The organism is Saccharopolyspora soli (genome assembly GCF_022678645.1).
Lineage (GTDB): Bacteria > Actinomycetota > Actinomycetes > Mycobacteriales > Pseudonocardiaceae > Saccharopolyspora > Saccharopolyspora soli.
The window spans coordinates 49,770-65,138 of the sequence record NZ_JALBWV010000040.1 but is presented as its reverse complement, the minus strand read 5'-3'; the positions used below and the strand labels follow the sequence as shown (position 1 = coordinate 65,138).

16 protein-coding genes are annotated in these 15,369 nt (G+C 66.3%); 4 read left to right on the top strand and 12 right to left on the bottom strand.

The genetic code is table 11. The annotated features are described in order from the left end of the window. The first annotated feature begins 14 nt into the window (after positions 1–14). The gene (locus MOQ72_RS27205) at positions 15–464 is read left to right on the top strand and encodes a hypothetical protein (RefSeq protein WP_242188519.1); all 450 of its coding nucleotides are present in this window, start codon (positions 15–17) and stop codon (positions 462–464) included. A 1,215-nt stretch (positions 465–1,679) separates the two neighbouring features. On the opposite strand, the gene MOQ72_RS27195 is transcribed toward MOQ72_RS27205, so the two are convergent. From MOQ72_RS27195 to MOQ72_RS27160, 8 genes are all read right to left on the bottom strand, one after another. Further along, a complete protein-coding gene (locus tag MOQ72_RS27195) occupies positions 1,680–3,332 on the bottom strand; it encodes a recombinase family protein (protein ID WP_242188517.1) in 1,653 nt (550 codons plus the stop codon). Between the two features lie 1,172 nt (positions 3,333–4,504). Then, complete coding sequence (locus MOQ72_RS27190) at positions 4,505–4,984, bottom strand: DUF7715 family protein (RefSeq protein WP_242188516.1); 480 nt, start codon at positions 4,982–4,984, stop codon at positions 4,505–4,507. Positions 4,985–5,348: 364 nt separating this feature from the next. Further along, the gene (locus tag MOQ72_RS27185) at positions 5,349–6,080 is read right to left on the bottom strand and encodes an adenine nucleotide alpha hydrolase family protein (protein WP_242188515.1); all 732 of its coding nucleotides are present in this window, start codon (positions 6,078–6,080) and stop codon (positions 5,349–5,351) included. Positions 6,081–6,695: 615 nt separating this feature from the next. After that, positions 6,696–7,310 carry a hypothetical protein gene (locus MOQ72_RS27180; RefSeq protein ID WP_242188514.1) on the bottom strand — a complete coding sequence of 205 codons (615 nt, stop codon included), beginning with the start codon at positions 7,308–7,310 and terminating at the stop codon, positions 6,696–6,698. Positions 7,311–7,514: 204 nt separating this feature from the next. Further along, the gene (locus MOQ72_RS27175; RefSeq protein WP_242188513.1) at positions 7,515–7,823 is read right to left on the bottom strand and encodes a DUF5983 family protein; all 309 of its coding nucleotides are present in this window, start codon (positions 7,821–7,823) and stop codon (positions 7,515–7,517) included. 157 nt (positions 7,824–7,980) lie between these two features. Beyond that, complete coding sequence (locus MOQ72_RS27170) at positions 7,981–8,865, bottom strand: hypothetical protein (protein WP_242188512.1); 885 nt, start codon at positions 8,863–8,865, stop codon at positions 7,981–7,983. Between the two features lie 338 nt (positions 8,866–9,203). After that, positions 9,204–9,593 (bottom strand): hypothetical protein, encoded by a 390-nt coding sequence (locus tag MOQ72_RS27165; protein WP_242188511.1) that lies wholly within the window; start codon positions 9,591–9,593, stop codon positions 9,204–9,206. A gap of 367 nt (positions 9,594–9,960) precedes the next feature. Then, positions 9,961–10,374 carry a hypothetical protein gene (locus MOQ72_RS27160; protein ID WP_242188510.1) on the bottom strand — a complete coding sequence of 138 codons (414 nt, stop codon included), beginning with the start codon at positions 10,372–10,374 and terminating at the stop codon, positions 9,961–9,963. 394 nt (positions 10,375–10,768) lie between these two features. Between MOQ72_RS27160 and MOQ72_RS27155 the strand changes: the two genes are divergently transcribed. Continuing rightward, the gene (locus MOQ72_RS27155) at positions 10,769–10,930 is read left to right on the top strand and encodes a hypothetical protein (RefSeq protein ID WP_242188509.1); all 162 of its coding nucleotides are present in this window, start codon (positions 10,769–10,771) and stop codon (positions 10,928–10,930) included. A 10-nt stretch (positions 10,931–10,940) separates the two neighbouring features. Here MOQ72_RS27155 and MOQ72_RS27150 read toward each other — a convergent pair whose 3' ends face one another. Genes MOQ72_RS27150 through MOQ72_RS27140 form a run of 3 tightly spaced genes read right to left on the bottom strand, consistent with a single transcriptional unit; the run spans position 10,941 to position 13,665 of the window. Beyond that, positions 10,941–12,218, bottom strand: coding sequence for a tyrosine-type recombinase/integrase (locus MOQ72_RS27150; protein WP_242188508.1), 1,278 nt, complete (start codon positions 12,216–12,218; stop codon positions 10,941–10,943). Beyond that, a complete protein-coding gene (locus MOQ72_RS27145; RefSeq protein WP_242188507.1) occupies positions 12,215–12,541 on the bottom strand; it encodes a helix-turn-helix domain-containing protein in 327 nt (108 codons plus the stop codon). The genes MOQ72_RS27150 and MOQ72_RS27145 overlap by 4 nt, the downstream gene beginning before the upstream one ends. Beyond that, on the bottom strand, positions 12,538–13,665 hold the full coding sequence (locus MOQ72_RS27140) for a tyrosine-type recombinase/integrase (protein ID WP_242188506.1): 1,128 nt from the start codon (positions 13,663–13,665) through the stop codon (positions 12,538–12,540). Before MOQ72_RS27140 ends, MOQ72_RS27145 begins: the two co-directional genes overlap by 4 nt. A 429-nt stretch (positions 13,666–14,094) precedes the next feature. Here MOQ72_RS27140 and MOQ72_RS27135 point away from each other — a divergent pair, with 429 nt between their 5' ends. Together MOQ72_RS27135 and MOQ72_RS27130 are read left to right on the top strand one after the other, a co-directional pair. Beyond that, the gene (locus tag MOQ72_RS27135; RefSeq protein WP_242188505.1) at positions 14,095–14,358 is read left to right on the top strand and encodes a hypothetical protein; all 264 of its coding nucleotides are present in this window, start codon (positions 14,095–14,097) and stop codon (positions 14,356–14,358) included. A 171-nt stretch (positions 14,359–14,529) separates the two neighbouring features. After that, entirely contained in the window at positions 14,530–14,883 is a 354-nt protein-coding gene (locus tag MOQ72_RS27130) for a hypothetical protein (RefSeq protein WP_242188504.1), read from the top strand. Between the two features lie 211 nt (positions 14,884–15,094). Here MOQ72_RS27130 and MOQ72_RS27125 read toward each other — a convergent pair whose 3' ends face one another. Continuing rightward, positions 15,095–15,280, bottom strand: a complete 186-nt coding sequence (locus MOQ72_RS27125; protein WP_242188503.1) for a hypothetical protein — start codon at positions 15,278–15,280, stop codon at positions 15,095–15,097. Positions 15,281–15,369 lie beyond the last annotated feature (89 nt).

Below are 15,369 nucleotides of genomic sequence, written 5' to 3'. Positions count from 1 at the left end.
GGAACCTGCAGCTGTTGGACGTCAACGCCCGGTTCATGCGCAAGGAAACCTACGACCGGTTGGTGGCCGACCTCCGTGAGGACGGGTGCTTGACCAGCGTGCCGCTGATCTACGGCGGGGGAGGCGAGTACCCCGAAGGACACGAGCTTGTGTTGTCGGGCAACCACCGCGTCATGGGCGGGATCGACGCGGGAATCGAGGAGGACGACTTCAAACTCATCGGCTCAGCAGGGGCCCTGAATCCGTCACGGGCACGAGTCGTAGCCGACGATCAACCACCCAGCACCAAGCTGCTGCTCGACCTGCAGGACACCCACCCGAGGTCCAGCATCAGGAAGCGGCTTTTGCAATGGCCCGTACCACGACATACCACAGGTATTGATGACCGGCCGTGCGATGGAGACGATCTCATACGACGAGAGGTAAGGGGCTGTATACCGCTGCCGATCGGTGACCTGCGCTGACAACTGGTGCACCGCATCTTGGCACGTCGACACACCATGCACAGCAGCGAACCGGAGCCCTGCCCCCGGAGAGAACAGGAAACAGGCTCGCGGATCATCCCTGTTGATCAGCGTCAGCAGGGTGATCAACACTCGGTCGGGCGACTGCGGCAGCAACCGAGCCACCGCCAGATCATGGTCCGCTTGAGCGGTCTCAGCTTGTCTTTGCCGTTCCTGCCATACTTCCCACCCCATTCCGCCCGCACCGACCAACAGCACCACGCCAGCCACGGCCATCAACCGTCTCCGGAGTGGACGAAGTCCGAGCACAACCAAGCCAACGCCGGCCGCCGCCAGCCATGACCACACTGACGTCATTGCCAGCAACAAGGTGAGAACGCCCGCCAGGGCCGCTAACCCCGTCCACGATCGCCAGGACATAGGGATCAGCGGCAGCACCAAGCGCGCAAGCACGAGCAAGCCGACGCCAACGAGCAACGGCAACCAGGACCAGCCCGAGGCACCCCACAGCATTAGACCCGCGGCGAACAAACTCCAGCCCACCGCAGACCGACTCAGTGCCCCTTCTTTACTGATTACGGCTCCCTTGCAGACTTTCGGTCCTATCCCGAATCTACGTTCAGTACGACGACTGCCGCAGTTGGTGGCTCCTCGTAGTGACTACGTGCTGCTATAAGCCGCTTCATGGCGACGACGGCCAGCGTACAGTGATCACGACCGAGTCTGAGACGGCTTCCCAGGAGTGGTCTGTTCCTGGTGCCCACATGACGTAGTCGCCTTCCTGTGCGAGGGTAGCGCTGCCGTGAGTGAGGTCGATTCGAAAGTGCCCCCGGACTAGCAGGACTAGAGTTGTCCGAAAATCGCTAACTGTCCATTCTGGACGCTTCTCGCCAGCAGGATGGATACCCCATTTGACTTCGACGTCGTTGGTGGACCGGATTGCCTCCGGCGGTTCTATGAAATGACCGACGAGCCAACCTCGTGTCCGTTTTCCGTCTTCGTTGGCGTTTCCCTGGTACCACATCGAATCCATGAGTTCACCTTCGGGTTTCCTGGTCAGAGAGGGTTGTGCGGCTCATAACGTCGAGCAACCACAGCTGAGGTTCCGGCAACGGTACACATGAGACCGCCTCGATACTGGTGGTCTCTGCCTGGGGCATCCGGGCAGGAGAGCCAACGGCCGCGGCGCGGTGCTACGGCGGAGCTGTCGCTGCGCTAATCGCGCAGGCCGGTCAGGCGACCCGAGAGGCAGACGGTTTCCTGCTTGGGTAGGCGAAGCGTCACGGTGGCGGCGTCCGTGGTCGGGTCGAAGACGAGGCGAAGGTCAGCGCTGCGGTAGATGGCCGCCACGGTCGTGGGCTTGGCAGCTGACGCCGCAGTATCCGGGTTCAGCGACGTGATCAGTGCGTTGATCGCCTCGTCGGTCCCGGCCGGTGCCGTCGTGGTGGGGCTGGCCGTTGCTAGGTCTGGGACAGCTTCGTGCGTAGCCCCCGCGCCGGCGGCGAGCGCCGTGCGGGCGTGGTGAGGGTGGCGCAGGGTGCTGATCCACGTGGTGACCGCGTCTCGAACGCGATCCTCGCGAAGGTATACGGAGCGCGGATGTGCCGACGCGACCGGTGAATGGGGAGGCAGGGTGCGCTGCATGCACCGGTAGTACACCCTCTGGTCTCGGATGTCGGCATGCATCTTCCTAGAGCACACCGCGCAGCGGATGCGGCCGTGAAACAGGTAGGACCGCTTCGTGCTCCGCCCGGTCCGTTCCAAGCGGCTCATGGCGGGAAGGCCCCGTGATCCTTTGGACCTGCGTAGGAGCTGGGCTTGGGTGAAGTCGTCCACGGTGATGATCTCGGGGTGCGCTGGCCGTCGAGAGCGGACGATTCGACTGGGATCAGCTCGGCGGAAACGGGTGACATATCCGGCCGCGACGTCATCGGGATCAAGAAGGGCCTCGTACCGTATCCATCGCCCGAAGAAGGCGTATCCCGTGTAGCGGGGGTTTTCGAGGATGAAGCGGACGGTGCTGGGGTGCCATCCGTCGGCACGGCGGTGCCGGTTTTGATCCGGGCGGCGAGCGGAGGGACAGGGGATGGCGTCGCGGTTGAGGCCGTTGGCGATGGCTCGGTCGCCGCAGCCGTCGAGATACTCGGCGAAGATACGGCGGACCGCCTCGGCGGACGGTTCGTCGATAGCGAGCACCCGCAACCGGTATCCCTCGGTTGCTTTCCGCGGGTTGGGGTGCGGGCCACCGTCGACCACGACATACCCGTAGGGAGCGCGGCCGCCTTGATGACGCCCTTCGTTGAGCACTTGCGCATCCATCGCTGCCCGGACCCGGGCCTGCGCGTGCTGGCGTTCGGATTCGCTCATGCCGCCGAGCACGCTCATCAGCATCGAGTGCGACGGGTTGCGCGGGTCGAACTCGCCCCCGAGCTCGGGAATCCACAGACCCACGCCGTACGCTGCGATTCTGGGCGCGATCAACGAGAACTGGTTACCGAACCAGCAGCGGGTTCCTTCCCCGACGACGATCGCGTTCCAGCCCCGGTCAGGGTCTTTGAGGGCGGCGAGCAGTTGGTTGGCTTGGGGACGTCGTGGCCAGGGGACGGATCGGGATTGTCCTACGTCGAAGTACTCGGCGGCGATCGTTCCGCCGAGCGGTTCGATGAACTTCCGCGCGTTGCCGGACTGCCAGCCGCGGGATGTTTCGGGGTCCTGGTTGTCTTCCGTGGAACAGCGCCCATAAAAGGCAAGCTGTCCAATGCCCGTGCTGTCGGGAAGGTCGACGACCTCGATCCCGATGAGCGCGTCCAGCGTCGCCCAGGGGTTATCGGTGATGTCGTGGCTCAAAGTGGTCTCTTTTCGGGTCATGGCCTTCGCGATTTGGACTGCGTCGAGGGGTGATGAGGTGGTCCGCTCTCGCGCGAGCCGGGCAGGATCTGAGAGCGGAGGCGGATGCTCGTGCCCGACTGCATATGCGGCGGCTGGTGCGTTGGGGACGCCTCCGCGAGGCGGAGAGGAAACAGGGAGCACGGCTCGGCGGGTCTCACCAGTGGTCCTGTTGGTGAGACCCGCCGAGCCGGTCGGCTGTTGCCACCTGGCTGCGCGGCGTCGCTGCGGCCTGTGGCTATTTGGTGTTCTTGCTGTTCTTTCCGGCGTTCACCACTGTCCGGATCTCTTGCGCTATTCCCGAGTTCGGGCTGCGGTTGGACGTGGCAGAACGTGCGCTGCGGTTGTCGTTGCTCATCGGCCTCCGGCTTCCGCGGTGGGGCAGGGGGGTGGTGGCCGCAGCAGAGCGAGATCTCCGTCGCGGCCCGTTTGCTGTGTCACTCGGACGACCGAGAGCACGTTCCGCTTTCGGCATCGTGCGGGGTCTCGTGACCGCATTCGCATTTCGACGTCGTGATCGTGACGTCGGCAAGCGGGGCCAGGCGCCATGCTTGCTCGGCTGGGACGATGTCCACCCGGTCACCGTCTTCGGTGAACACCGCGGTGAACCACAGCGGCTCCCACGGTCGCCGTGAGCGCAGCGCGAGACGTCGACGTGGGCGGTCAGTCGGCCCGGGTCCCAAAGCGGAGGTTGTCCCACTGGAGCGGCGCGGGTCGTGCGCGGCGCCCGGTACCTCGTCCATGCGCGCGAGTTCCGTACGTTCGGCAGTCCTACGCGCCGCGGGTGAGGCACCAGTCCACGACGTGACCCCAGCTCCACCACCTGCCGCGGTCCTGCTGATCCTGAACTGCCACGAACAAGATCAGGCCCTGCGGGTCGATGCGACGTAGGGCCTTGTGCCGCGACTTGGCCAGCCGGACACCGCCTTGGCTGCGCCCCAGAGTCGCGCGGGCCTTCGCGGTCGAGCTGTTTGAGCTGCTCGATGGTCCAGCCCATCCTCGCCAGGACCTTGGCGGCCAGACATGCGGGTTGACCGTTTTCGACATAGCGGGGGCGCCAGACCGCGGCCCACATGTGGGTCGACGCCACTCCGGGCACTCGTCCGCGATGGCGTGCAACTCGTCTCATACTTGGTTGAGGCTGATCTTCTCCTTCACCGCTGTCCTCTCTTCACAGGAAAGCCGGGGCATGCCCGCGGCCGCGGTGGCCACTGGCGGACTTGGAGGAGATCGCCGCGACGCTCGACGACCGTGCCGATCGGCAAGCCAGCGGCGAGGTCGAGCAGCTCATCGGCCTGGTCGTCGACGTCGGTGTGGTCCTCGCCGGGCTTAAGGAGTCCGGTGTCGAGGGCGCTGGCCCGCAGTCGGCGGAGGTAGTCGTCGCGGGTCATGACCTGTTCGACGACGACAGCTGTGGTGGTGACCTTGTGGCTGCTCACGTCAGCGAATCCGCGGGTGCAGCCGCAGCCGCCGTCGGGGTTGCCGCGATCTCGGTCGCAGACGTAGGCGAGGGTGACCAGCTCGCCCTCGGGCACGAAGGCGAAGTCGGTGCTGCGTTGGCCCTGCGTGCGGTAGGTGGCGATCAGCACCCGCAGCAGCGGAACCCGCAGGTGATGCGTCTGTCGTGTGCTCACAGTTGATCTCCGGAGTGCGTCACCGCAGCCCGCGTCGCCGGAAGGTGGGCATGAAAACGCCCGGCGCCCTGGTCAGGGGCCAGGGCGCCGGGCTGGTGGGGTGAAAGGCGGGCTCTGGGTTAGGCGGTCATGACGAACTCGCTGGACTCGCCCTCCCGGAATAGCTGCGTGATCAACTCCGCGGCGGCGGGGCTTGCAGTCGCGGCAGCCGAGGCAGCGAAATCACGCCGGTCTCTGAAGTACCCAGCCCTGTCCCGGATCGACATCCGTGAGCTCGGCGAGGACCGGCACGCCATCCAGGAGGACATGCACCTCAGTCGCACGGTCCGGATCGCGGTCGGCGACGGTCGAGGTTGGTCGCGGATCAGTCGTCACGCGCGGACCGGGCGTTTTCGTGCCGGTGCCGCAGCTCGGTGAGGGGAAGCGGCCGCACAACGCCGTTGCGCTGCTCCTTGAGGATCGCTACGTCGCCAAACTCGGCGCGGAATTCCTGCTCTTGGCGTTCGTAACCGACGAACCGATCGGGATGGCACTCAAGCAAGCGGCGCCAATGCTTCTGGCCGCCACGGACGCACATCCCCGCGCAGTTGGCGTGGGCGAAGCCCTCCTCGTAGGCGCGCGGCGGGGTCAGGCCGAGCGCGCGAGCCTCGGCCAGCATCGCGTCCTTGGTCAGCTCAGGTTCCTCGGTCAACGGGAACTCGACGGTCCACGGCGTCCACCCGGCGCGGATGCCGGGGATGCGGTGCGACTCGCTAGCGTCGATGCCGACGTACAGGGTGGTCGCGTCCGGATCGACGTGGGCTTGCAGCCACTGCCGGGCAGGCTGCTGCTTGAGCACCTTGGAACACGGCGCGAGCCGGGCGTTACCCAGAAACCGGGTGGCCCAGTAGACCTCAAACGGCGTGCGGCCATCAGTTACACGCACCAAGGGCGCGCCGAGCTGGGCAGCGGACTCGGCGAGGAAGGCGTAGAGGCTGTCCTCTTCGAGCAAGGTATCGCTGAACAACAAGATCATGTCGCCGGTGCCGTGACGGGCGGCGACACGTTGAGCGGTGGCCCAACTACCAATCCCGCCGGAGTACTGAATCACGTGCACGAAGTACTCCTCCTCTCTCCGCAATGAGGTATGAAGGCTGCTCACCGCACAGCCGGGGATCAGTCACAGTGGACACCGGGCAGCCGGGCACAGCCGGGCTCTCGATTTTGGTTGGGCGTAAACCTTCGCGGCCTGCTCGACCCCCGGCCGAGCAGAGCGGACTGTCGGAAGCCATTGGCGTCATTACGTCCGCAATCCAGGTCGGGGTGCACTGACGGCCTCCTGGTCGGCGGTCTGCCGAACCCAGCGGTGGATCAGGGGCACCTGCCGGTCGGGACACGGAGGCGGCGATCGTGTCCTGCCGCTGCAGCCACTCGGCAGTGTCGCTTTACTACCCGTGGGCTGTCCGGCGCGGCGATCAGCAGACGTGCCGCGCCGACCGGGTCGGCGTGGCGCATCGACCCGGCGACGGGTGATGACCCGCGCTTGGTGGTCGAGGTCGTGGATCGGTTCGCTCGACTTCGACGGTCGCGGCGGGGTGCTCGGTCCTGGGGCGCGCCCGAGGCGATCCACATGAGATCCGGTCATGTGCGCTCATCCCGTTACTGGGCAACAAAAAGCCCCGTGTCACGAGGTGACCGGGGTGGACCGTGAGATGCGGATGAGGCGAGTGGATCAATCGTCAGGAAGTGAGCCGCCTCCTCGTCCGAGGACAACGAACGATGACGGCTCTCCCGGGGCGGGATCCTCGTCCACTCCCAGAGTGACCGTGCGGTCGAGAGGCGTGTACCCCTCTGGATTTACGGGGTCGGCGAACCACACCTGCATGTGAGATGGGAACTGATGTAGCTGCTCGATCAGCTCACCGACGGTGACTCGTTGGGCACCGGTCGGGCTGTCCAGAAATTCCATGGCGCGTCGTGCCAGAGCGATCCCGGGCATGAGCCGGTCAAGAATGTCGATGCCTGCCTTGGTGTTGTGCTCGTCGAGCTCTGCGTAGCGGTCGATGGCTTCGTGCAGTTCCATCGCGTAGCGCTGAAGTTGCCACGTTCGCAGGGGATCTCTCTCCCCGGTCATGCCTGTCAACGCATTTACCAGAGACACCACGGCATGGCCAGCCTCCTCAGCCTCAACCCCGTAGTTCGTGTCAACTACATCGACCGCTTCCCAGGCGACGGTCAGTTGCTCGGTCTGGATGGCCAAGTGGTCCGCGGTAGCACGGAGTTCGAGCACCGCCGCCCGGTCCTTGTCTGGCTGGTCAGGATTCAGTTGCTTGTCGGTACCGGACACTTCAAATCCCTTCGTGCGCTGGTGGTGGCGGAAACCTGGTGCAGCAGCCACGGGGCGGGGCTCGTGGCCGCTGCACCGTGGTGAGATCACTACCGATCGACGTGCTGCGGCATTCGCGTCGCGAATCACCCCCTGGTGTCGATCTCCCCACGTTGAACGAACGGGAATGACCAGTTGGTAGGTCGTGGCGCCGCTCGTCCCGAACTACCAGTCGAAGGTGGGAAGACGGTCGGTCGACTGCGCGCCTGCGTCGAAGAGGATGTAGGCGCAGCCGTTGGCACGAGCCAGCTTGACGATCGGGAGCAGTTCCGGAGGCCAGTCGCCCTCTTCAGCGAGCTCGTCAGCGTCCTGCTCCGGGGCGTACATCAGCCAGCCGTATTCCGTCTTGTGGGCGGTAACCCCTTCGTAAGTGTTGAGGTCAGTGCATGCCTGCTTGCTGAGGTGGGCGGTGGACAGATCCACGAAGGTGCGAACGACGAGGTCTGACACGGAGAACTCCTCGGTGGTGGACATGACGTAGTCCTTCCTTTCGGAAGTCGCTGTTCAGCGGATGTTCTCGAGGCCCCGTCGGGGCGCGGACAGCCAGGCCCCAGCGGGAGAGACGACGGGGATTAGACCTCGATGACGATCCGCTTGGTGCGTAGATGCAGTCGACGACTTCGCCCGCGGATCAGTCGATGCGCACCACGCGGCGGCAGCGTTTCGCGGCGTGGACGGTGCCGGACTCGAGCACCCGGGTGCTGTTCCATCGCTCAAATCGGACGGTGGCCTGCCGACGGGCGCATCGACACCAGGAATGGGTCTTGAGCAGCCGGGAAGCGTCGCCGACGAGGGTGAATCCTCCGGCGACGGGCGTGCCGAAAAGGTGGAACTGGTCGTCAAACGGGACGCCGTTCGCGAACGCACCCTTGCTGTGTGCGGTCGCGACCAGGTCGGCGACCCTCTGGAGCCTGGCCGCGGTCTGCTCGGCGGTCAGCGGGGCCTCTCCCAGCAGGGGCTTCCACTCGGCGCCGTCGAACATCTGCCAAGAGGCGCCGTCGTCGAGCCGGTGTTGCGGCATCCGGGCCAGCTCGTCGGCCAGGTGCTCACGGGCGGCGCGGCGCAAGACGATCTGGGGGTAGACCAGGGGCGCGCCTCGATGCGGACCGTAGCTAGCCGCCTCGCGGGGCAGGTAGCTGCGGACGACGAACTGGCCGTCGCGGCGCATCGTGGCGACGATGCTGGCGGTCTCGGCTTCGTTGATGATCTCGTCGAGCAGGGTTTCCTTGCCCACGGGACCGGTGTCCATCGGTTCGCCGTCCTGTCGGCTCTGGCCGAGGAATTCCTCCAGGTCGCGGTCGCTGAACCTGGCGTAGTCGTACGGGGAGAAGGTGGTCGGGCCGCCGCGGCCTTCGTTGGCGATGCGGCCGACGACACCGAGTTCCGGGTGGATGAGTTCGGCGGTGTAGGCCACGCCGCGGCCGGTCTCTAGCTCGTTGAACCCTCTTATACCGAACTGGTGCGGCCCCTCGATGCCGGTGTGCACCCAGTGCGTCTGAGGTTGAGTGGTGTTCACGTGGGCTGTCCTCCTTCTGGTCTGGGAAATCGTTGGCGGCGCGTCACGGGCCCGGGAAGGACCGGACAATGCGAAGGCCCGGCACCCGGTTCGCAGAGGAACCGGAGCCGGGCCTTCACGCAGGGGACGTAGGTCGCAGAGGTGTGCTCAAGCGGAGGCGACCGAGCAGCAGCGCTGGTCATGACGAAACTCCGTGTAACGCTTGGGAAAGAGCCATGAAATCGATGCCGAGGCTCGAAGCGGAGCTCGTTTCGCCGAATGGCCCGGCCCGTCTCGGTACGGGCGTGCTCGGTGGGCACCGGCGCTCCAGCGGCGCCCCATTTCGGCGCTGCGAGACCTCAGTGATCGGGGTCGGGCACGGTCACCCATTCCCACTCGCCAGCGACGATGTCCTCGGCGCCGCACCAGGCGCAGTTACAGGAGGAGGTGTGCAGCTCCAGCAGGAGTCTGAAGGCGCGGCCGCTGCCGAGGGTCACGCCGCCTTCGACGACGGTGTCCTGTCCGCTGCGCGGCTGATCGATAGGCCAGGTCAGCAGTTCTGGACGGGAGAACCAGATCTCGGAGACGGGATCGGCGGGGTAGGTACGTTCGAACCAGATCCGGATCGGCGGTTCGTAAATGCGGCAGTCCGCGGCGGTGGTCGGCCGGTCATCATGGCCGATCCAGAACATGATCGAGCGGAGGAGGTCGGGGGCAGGACGATAGACGCCGTCGGGGCGGACGATCACGCGAGCTTGGCGCATGGGATACCTCGTGGATGATGTTGACGCTGTGGGTTTCACTCGGATTTACGTTTCGGTGCAGGAGTTTTGATCGCTTCGCACGCGGGGCGGGCGAGCTCTGTCGGGGCCTTGAGCAGCAAAAGGCCCGGCCGGTCAGTCGTGAGTGACTGACCGGGCCGGGCTCTTGACGGGGAATGGCGGAGCGGACGTCCGCAGATGATCAGGGAGCGGGTTTGCAGCTGCTCGCCGCGGCACCAGGTGCAGCTTCAACAGGAGCCGGTAGGCGCTTCGACAGCACTTCTTCCAAGCCCCGGAGCCCGCTGGTGGCGTGGCCACGAACCTCCGGCGCGTTGCCCCCACCACCGAAGTGAGATCAGTGCTGATCGACATGCTGCAGCGTGGCGGCATCGCGGATCACCTGCTCGGTTTCGGCCTCGCCAAGCTGATCGAGCAGGTAGCGGATCTGGGTTTCCAGGCCGTCGTTGTTGATCGTGCTGGCCGGTTTGGTGTGCAAGTCGTGCACCACGTCGTAGAGGTCGAGCGTGTCGAGTTCGAGTTTTTCAGCAAGGGCGAGTAGACGCTGGTCCGGTCGCGCAGCTGCTGCCTCGGCATCGGGATTACGCTCCTCGTGTATGAGGTCGTAGACTCGCTCGGCCAACGCCCGCTGATGCGAGTTGATGTCATCGATGTCGCCGCATACCGCGTCGCCAGCCGTGCGTACAAGGCACTCGATCTCGTCCAAGCTGAACCATGAGCTGATTCCAGTCAGCGTCTCCCGTCGTCTCATACCGAACTCCTTTGTGATGGATGTGAAGGGGCGTGTCGTCGTCATCGGGAGGCCACCCTCATGTCCGATCTGTGGTTGCTCGCAGAGCGTTGAACGGTGCGGCCCGGGTCGAGGGCAACTTGCCGGGGTACTACCGCCTACGAGGATGGGAGCCAACGATGGCGCCGAATGCGGCGAGTTTGAACGAGATCGAGGGATTGCTCTCCGACGACGTGCTCACTGATGACGAACTGATCGAAAGACTGCGCGCCGCGGGCCTGCAGTCGACTACGAGTGGGGATGGCGGAACGGGCTGGACTCGTTCGCGCACGTCGCCTCGACCGCGTGGCCGACGGGGTCGCCCCGGAAAAGACGGCGGAGGCCGGGCGGTGAGTTCGTCGAAGGCAGAGAAAGCGTGAACGGTTGGCTCAACGAACGGCGGCGGTTGTACCTGTCCACGATCTACGACGTCGACCAGGCCGCCGAGCGGGACATCAAGGCCGCGCGGGCACGGTGGGAGAAAGACCGCGCCTGCCGCAGAGTGGCGGCAGGTCACCTAGGGGTGGGAAATTGGTGACCTCGCGGATTCAACTGTCGCGTGTTCTCTGTCCTGTGTCACCGGGAGTGGTCATCGGGGCGTAGCGGGCCCAGGCGCCACCGGCCTCGGTGGCGAGCCGGGCGGCGTGGTCGAGGGTGTAGCCGAGCATCTTGGCGACCACCGGCGCGGGTGCTTGGAGGACGAGCTGCCGGAGCGCCGCCGTGCGGCCGGTGAGCGTGCGGATGCCGTGTTGGCGGAGGCGGTGTTCGACCGCGTCGGTGGTCATGGGTTGGCCGCCGCGTCGGCCGGGGAACAGCCAGCGCGCGTCGGGATTGGTGGCGGTGGTGAGGTTGAGCCGCTGCTGGATGTGCTGTTGAAGCAGCCCGGCGAAGGGCTCCGGGACCGGCGTGGGTGGCTCGCCGAGCCGGATGCTGACCTCACCGTTTTCGTGGAGGACGTCGTCGACAGTCAAACGCAGGACGCGGGTCAGCGGTTGCGCATAGAGCAGCATCAGAATGGCGACGACGCGGGTGAGCAGCGGGATGTCCTCGTCGGTGACCAACCGCCGGATCAGGGCGAGGCGGTGGTGTTGGCTGAGCGGGGCCGGGTTGCGGGTGTCCTGGTGCGGGATTGTCACGCGGGCCAGCAGCTTGTTGCGCATCGCCCAGCGCAGGAACGCGTGGGTGAGCCGCCGGGCGGTGTAGGCGCTGGCGTACCAGGCGTCGACCTCGGCTTGCCGGCAAGCTGCGAGTAGTAGGCCGCGTTCGCGCAGCCAGGCCAGGAATGCGATGGCCTGACGGATCTCGTCCCGGGCCTGCTGGGTCTGCTTCTCGGTGACCGGGCCGCGGTCGGCGAACCGGCGGAGCCGGTGGAGGACGTGCCAGGTGGCGAACCGCTCGACGAGCTGGCGGGACTCGCGCTCGCCGATGCCGTCCAGGGTGTCCCGCAGCCACCGCTGGAACAGCATCAGGTGCCGGTCAGCGTGTGGGAGGACGCCGTGCAGCATCAGCAGATCCCGCAGGTAGGCCACTGATCGCCAGGGCCTCATGCTGTCCAGGGTCTCGTGCGTGACCGGGAAACTCGGGTCGGCCAGGGTGCGCAGCATCGCGTGGACGTGCGGGCGGCTGATCCAGTTCACCCCGGCACGGGGGTTGCGCATCCGGCGGACTCCCTCGAAGAACGGCGTCAGCTCGGGCCTGATGCCGCCCTGGCCGTCGTCCAGGACGGCTCGCAGGTCCTCAGTCAGGGCGCAGTGCCCGCATAATCCCCGTCGATAGCGGCGTCCTTGCGTCCCGCAGTCCGAGCAGACCAGGGGCGCGGCGCTCATGACTCCGGGCGGAGCCGGGCGCGCTTGGGCCGACGCGCGTTGAGGTTGACCACGCCGTCATCGGTGGCGGTCTTGCGAGCCGCGGCGTTCTGGGCCTTGGTCGCAATCAGGTCGGCCGGGGTGCAGTTGAAGATGTCGCACAACGCAGCGAGAACCGGCAGCGACAACCGCTCGGGGGTTCCGGTGGCCAGTCTGTGGACTTGGGACACCGACAGGTTGATGTCGCGGTCGACCAGCAACGGCACGAGGTCGGAGATGGTGAACATGCCGTGGGCGGCCATGACCTCACGCAGCCGCCATTGGTAGCTGACCTCGCGTTTCATTGGCTCCTCCGGGTGGGTTCGTCGAGGGCGGTGGCCATGGTCTGGTCCAGGGCCTGGCGCAGCGTGCGGGTCCGGAAGTCCGAGGAAACGCAGGTATACAAGGAAGTTGTACTCGCATGTTCATGTCCACATTGGAATTGAACAAAGAGCGGGTCCCGGCCTGCCTCGATGAGATGCGTGACGTAGGAGCGTCTTAGCCCGTGGAAGTCCAAGCCAGGATCGAGACCCAGTGCGTCGCGGTAAGCGGCGAACCGGGAGTTGATCCTCTGCAACCCGATCCGCTCCCCGCGCTCGGACGGCCATAACGCCGACGAGCCGGTCAGGGCCAGCTTGGGCCGGAACTCGGTGACCCACTCCTCCAGGATCTCCGCCGACCACGTCCACACGGTGGCCACGCTGCGCCGCTTGGGCGGCGAGCCCTTTTTCGCCTTGCCGTGCCGGACATGGACCAAGCCGTAGTCGCCGAACTCGGGCCCATGCGGGTTGCGGCCGATATCGGTGAGGTCGAGCATTCTGGATTCGTTGCGCCGCAAGCCAAAACTGTATGCGATCTTGAAAAGAGTCGCGTCCCGGAATGCTGGCAACCAGCCCTTGCGGCCCCGATCGCGGGCTCTGGTGACCTGCTCGTCGGCGTAGTCGAAGAAGTCCTGCAACTCGTCGATGGTGAACGCGCGCTTCTCCGGCCGGGACTCGACCTCTTGCAGGTGCGTCGCGACATTCCACTCGTGCACCACCTGGATCGGGTGAGTGCCGAAGCGCTGCTCGCAGATCGAGGACCAGTCGTAGGCCGGGTCGCAGACGTACTGGCAGAACGAGCGCAGCGCATCCTGGTACGAGCGCATCGTCGAGTGCGCGCAGCCGCGTACCGCCCGCAGGTCGCCGAACCATTCGTCGGCGTGCTGCGGTGTCCACTGCCACGGGAACGCCCCGACGTGCTCGAAGAACGCCCGCAGTCGGCCCGCCCGCTTCTCGATCGTCGACAGCGCCAGGTTGCGGGCCAACTGCTGATTGCGCCAGCCGTCCAGCATCGCCTCGAACACCTGCTCCTCCGGGCGCAGTAACGCCACCCCGTCGGCCAAGTGCAGCCGAGCCGCCCCCGGAATCTGGTCCTCTCGACCCGCCACTGATCACTCTCCGTCCTTCGCGTTGGATGCGAAATCTTCGCATCCAACGCAAAGTCTTGTCCATAGTGGCTGGTCAACACGCCTACCGCAGTCATCCGCTGACCAGCGGAAGCACGCGCGCGATAGGCTTCCCGTCAGCGCGGTGCGCAGCTCGGACATGGTTTCCCGCCTGCCGCGAAGCGGGTCTCACACCGTCGCCAATACGCATCCGTTGCGATATGCGGCGGTCGGAACATCGGAACGGAAACTGGCGCTAAGCCCTCGTCGTCGCTGGTCGTTGGCCGCCGGGCTGCTGGCTTCGGCAGGTTCTTGAAGTTTTCCCGCAGATAACGCTCTATTATCTGCGGCACCGTTGATCGCGTCCTGCGGGAACGTCCTCGCGTCGGCACGTGAAGCGGCCCTGTTATCTGTAGCGAAGGAGATCCGGAGTTGGCTGGTTCGTACGGGCACGTCGTCGCCGACGATGGACAGCTGCTCGTCAACGAGAACTTCGTAGAGATGGTCGAGAACCTCGGCGACGCCTACGAAACCGTCGAGCACATGTACGGGATGATCTGGTGGCTCGCCAGCCGACTGGCAGAGGCACAGATGACCGACCCAGCCTCACTCGTCGAGATCGCCATCGAGAAGAGCTACAACGAGGGGCGGGAGGAAAGCCCGGGCAGGGCCGGAACGCTCCCGGACGAAGAATGACCCGCCGGGCGTCCGTTGTCGCGCTGCCGACGAGTCCTTTGGCGTTGACCGTCGCCGCCTCGGCCGAGCTGTTCCTCGGTTCGTTGGCGAACCCGAACACGATCCGCGGCTACACCACGGCGGTCGGCAAGACCGCCGACAAGCTCGGCGAGCACCGGCCGCTTGGCCGCGGTGGCCGACGACGACGTCGGCGAAGCCCTGGAGTCGCTGTGGGGCCGGGCGGCGGTCAACACCTGGAACGCCCGCCGCGCCGCGGTGCTGGCCTGGCTGTCCTGGTGCCGCGACCGCGGCCAGGACGCCCCGACCGTGCCGGGCTGGACCAAGCGCCTGGCCACGCCGGACTCCGAGACCCCGGTGCGGTCCCGGCTGGCGATCGACCGGCTGGTGGCGCGCCGCGAGGTCGCGCTCCAGGAGAAGACGCTCTTTACCTGTACCGGATGCTCTACGAAACCGCCGCCCGCACCGAGGAAATCCTCGGGCTCAACATCGAGGACCTCGACCTCGCCGGGCGCCGCGCCCCGGTGAAGGCCAAGGGCGCGCGGGCGAAGAACCGCCCCCGCGGGCAGGCCCGCGAGGACGTCGTGCTGGAGCTCGTCTACTGGGATGCCGGCACCGCCTGCTACCGCCTGCCTGCTGCCCCGGCTACTCAAGGGCCGCACCCGCGGCCCGGTGTTCCTCACCCACCGCCGCCCCGGCCCCGGCAAGGTCCTCGGCCCCCGCGACAATTCGGCGCGCCTCAGCCGTCGGTCGCGGTGTCGTCCGCACCGGTCAACCGGGCGATGGCGTGGTCGACGGCCGGGCGCCGCGCCGAGGCCGTCCGCTCGACCCAAGCGCGCACGTCCTCCATCGGCGCGGCGAAGACCGCCTCCACTTCCTCCGGTGTGTACTCCCGGCAGCCGGTGATGTCTGGTGCGTCGCTCATGGACTCGATCCTCACCCAACGGTTGCGGTCGCGCCGCCCCGGGGTCACCACCGCACACCCCACCGGCCCCGCCGGTGGGTCGCTGTAGC

Coding starts and splice junctions, on each gene's coding strand:
- MOQ72_RS27195 (WP_242188517.1), bottom strand. CDS start 3,332: ATGACCCGAAAAGAGACCACTTTGAGCCACGACATCACCGATAACCCC.
- MOQ72_RS27175 (WP_242188513.1), bottom strand. CDS start 7,823: ATGTCCACCACCGAGGAGTTCTCCGTGTCAGACCTCGTCGTTCGCACC.
- MOQ72_RS27160 (WP_242188510.1), bottom strand. CDS start 10,374: ATGAGACGACGGGAGACGCTGACTGGAATCAGCTCATGGTTCAGCTTG.
- MOQ72_RS27150 (WP_242188508.1), bottom strand. CDS start 12,218: ATGAGCGCCGCGCCCCTGGTCTGCTCGGACTGCGGGACGCAAGGACGC.
- MOQ72_RS27145 (WP_242188507.1), bottom strand. CDS start 12,541: ATGAAACGCGAGGTCAGCTACCAATGGCGGCTGCGTGAGGTCATGGCC.
- MOQ72_RS27125 (WP_242188503.1), bottom strand. CDS start 15,280: ATGAGCGACGCACCAGACATCACCGGCTGCCGGGAGTACACACCGGAG.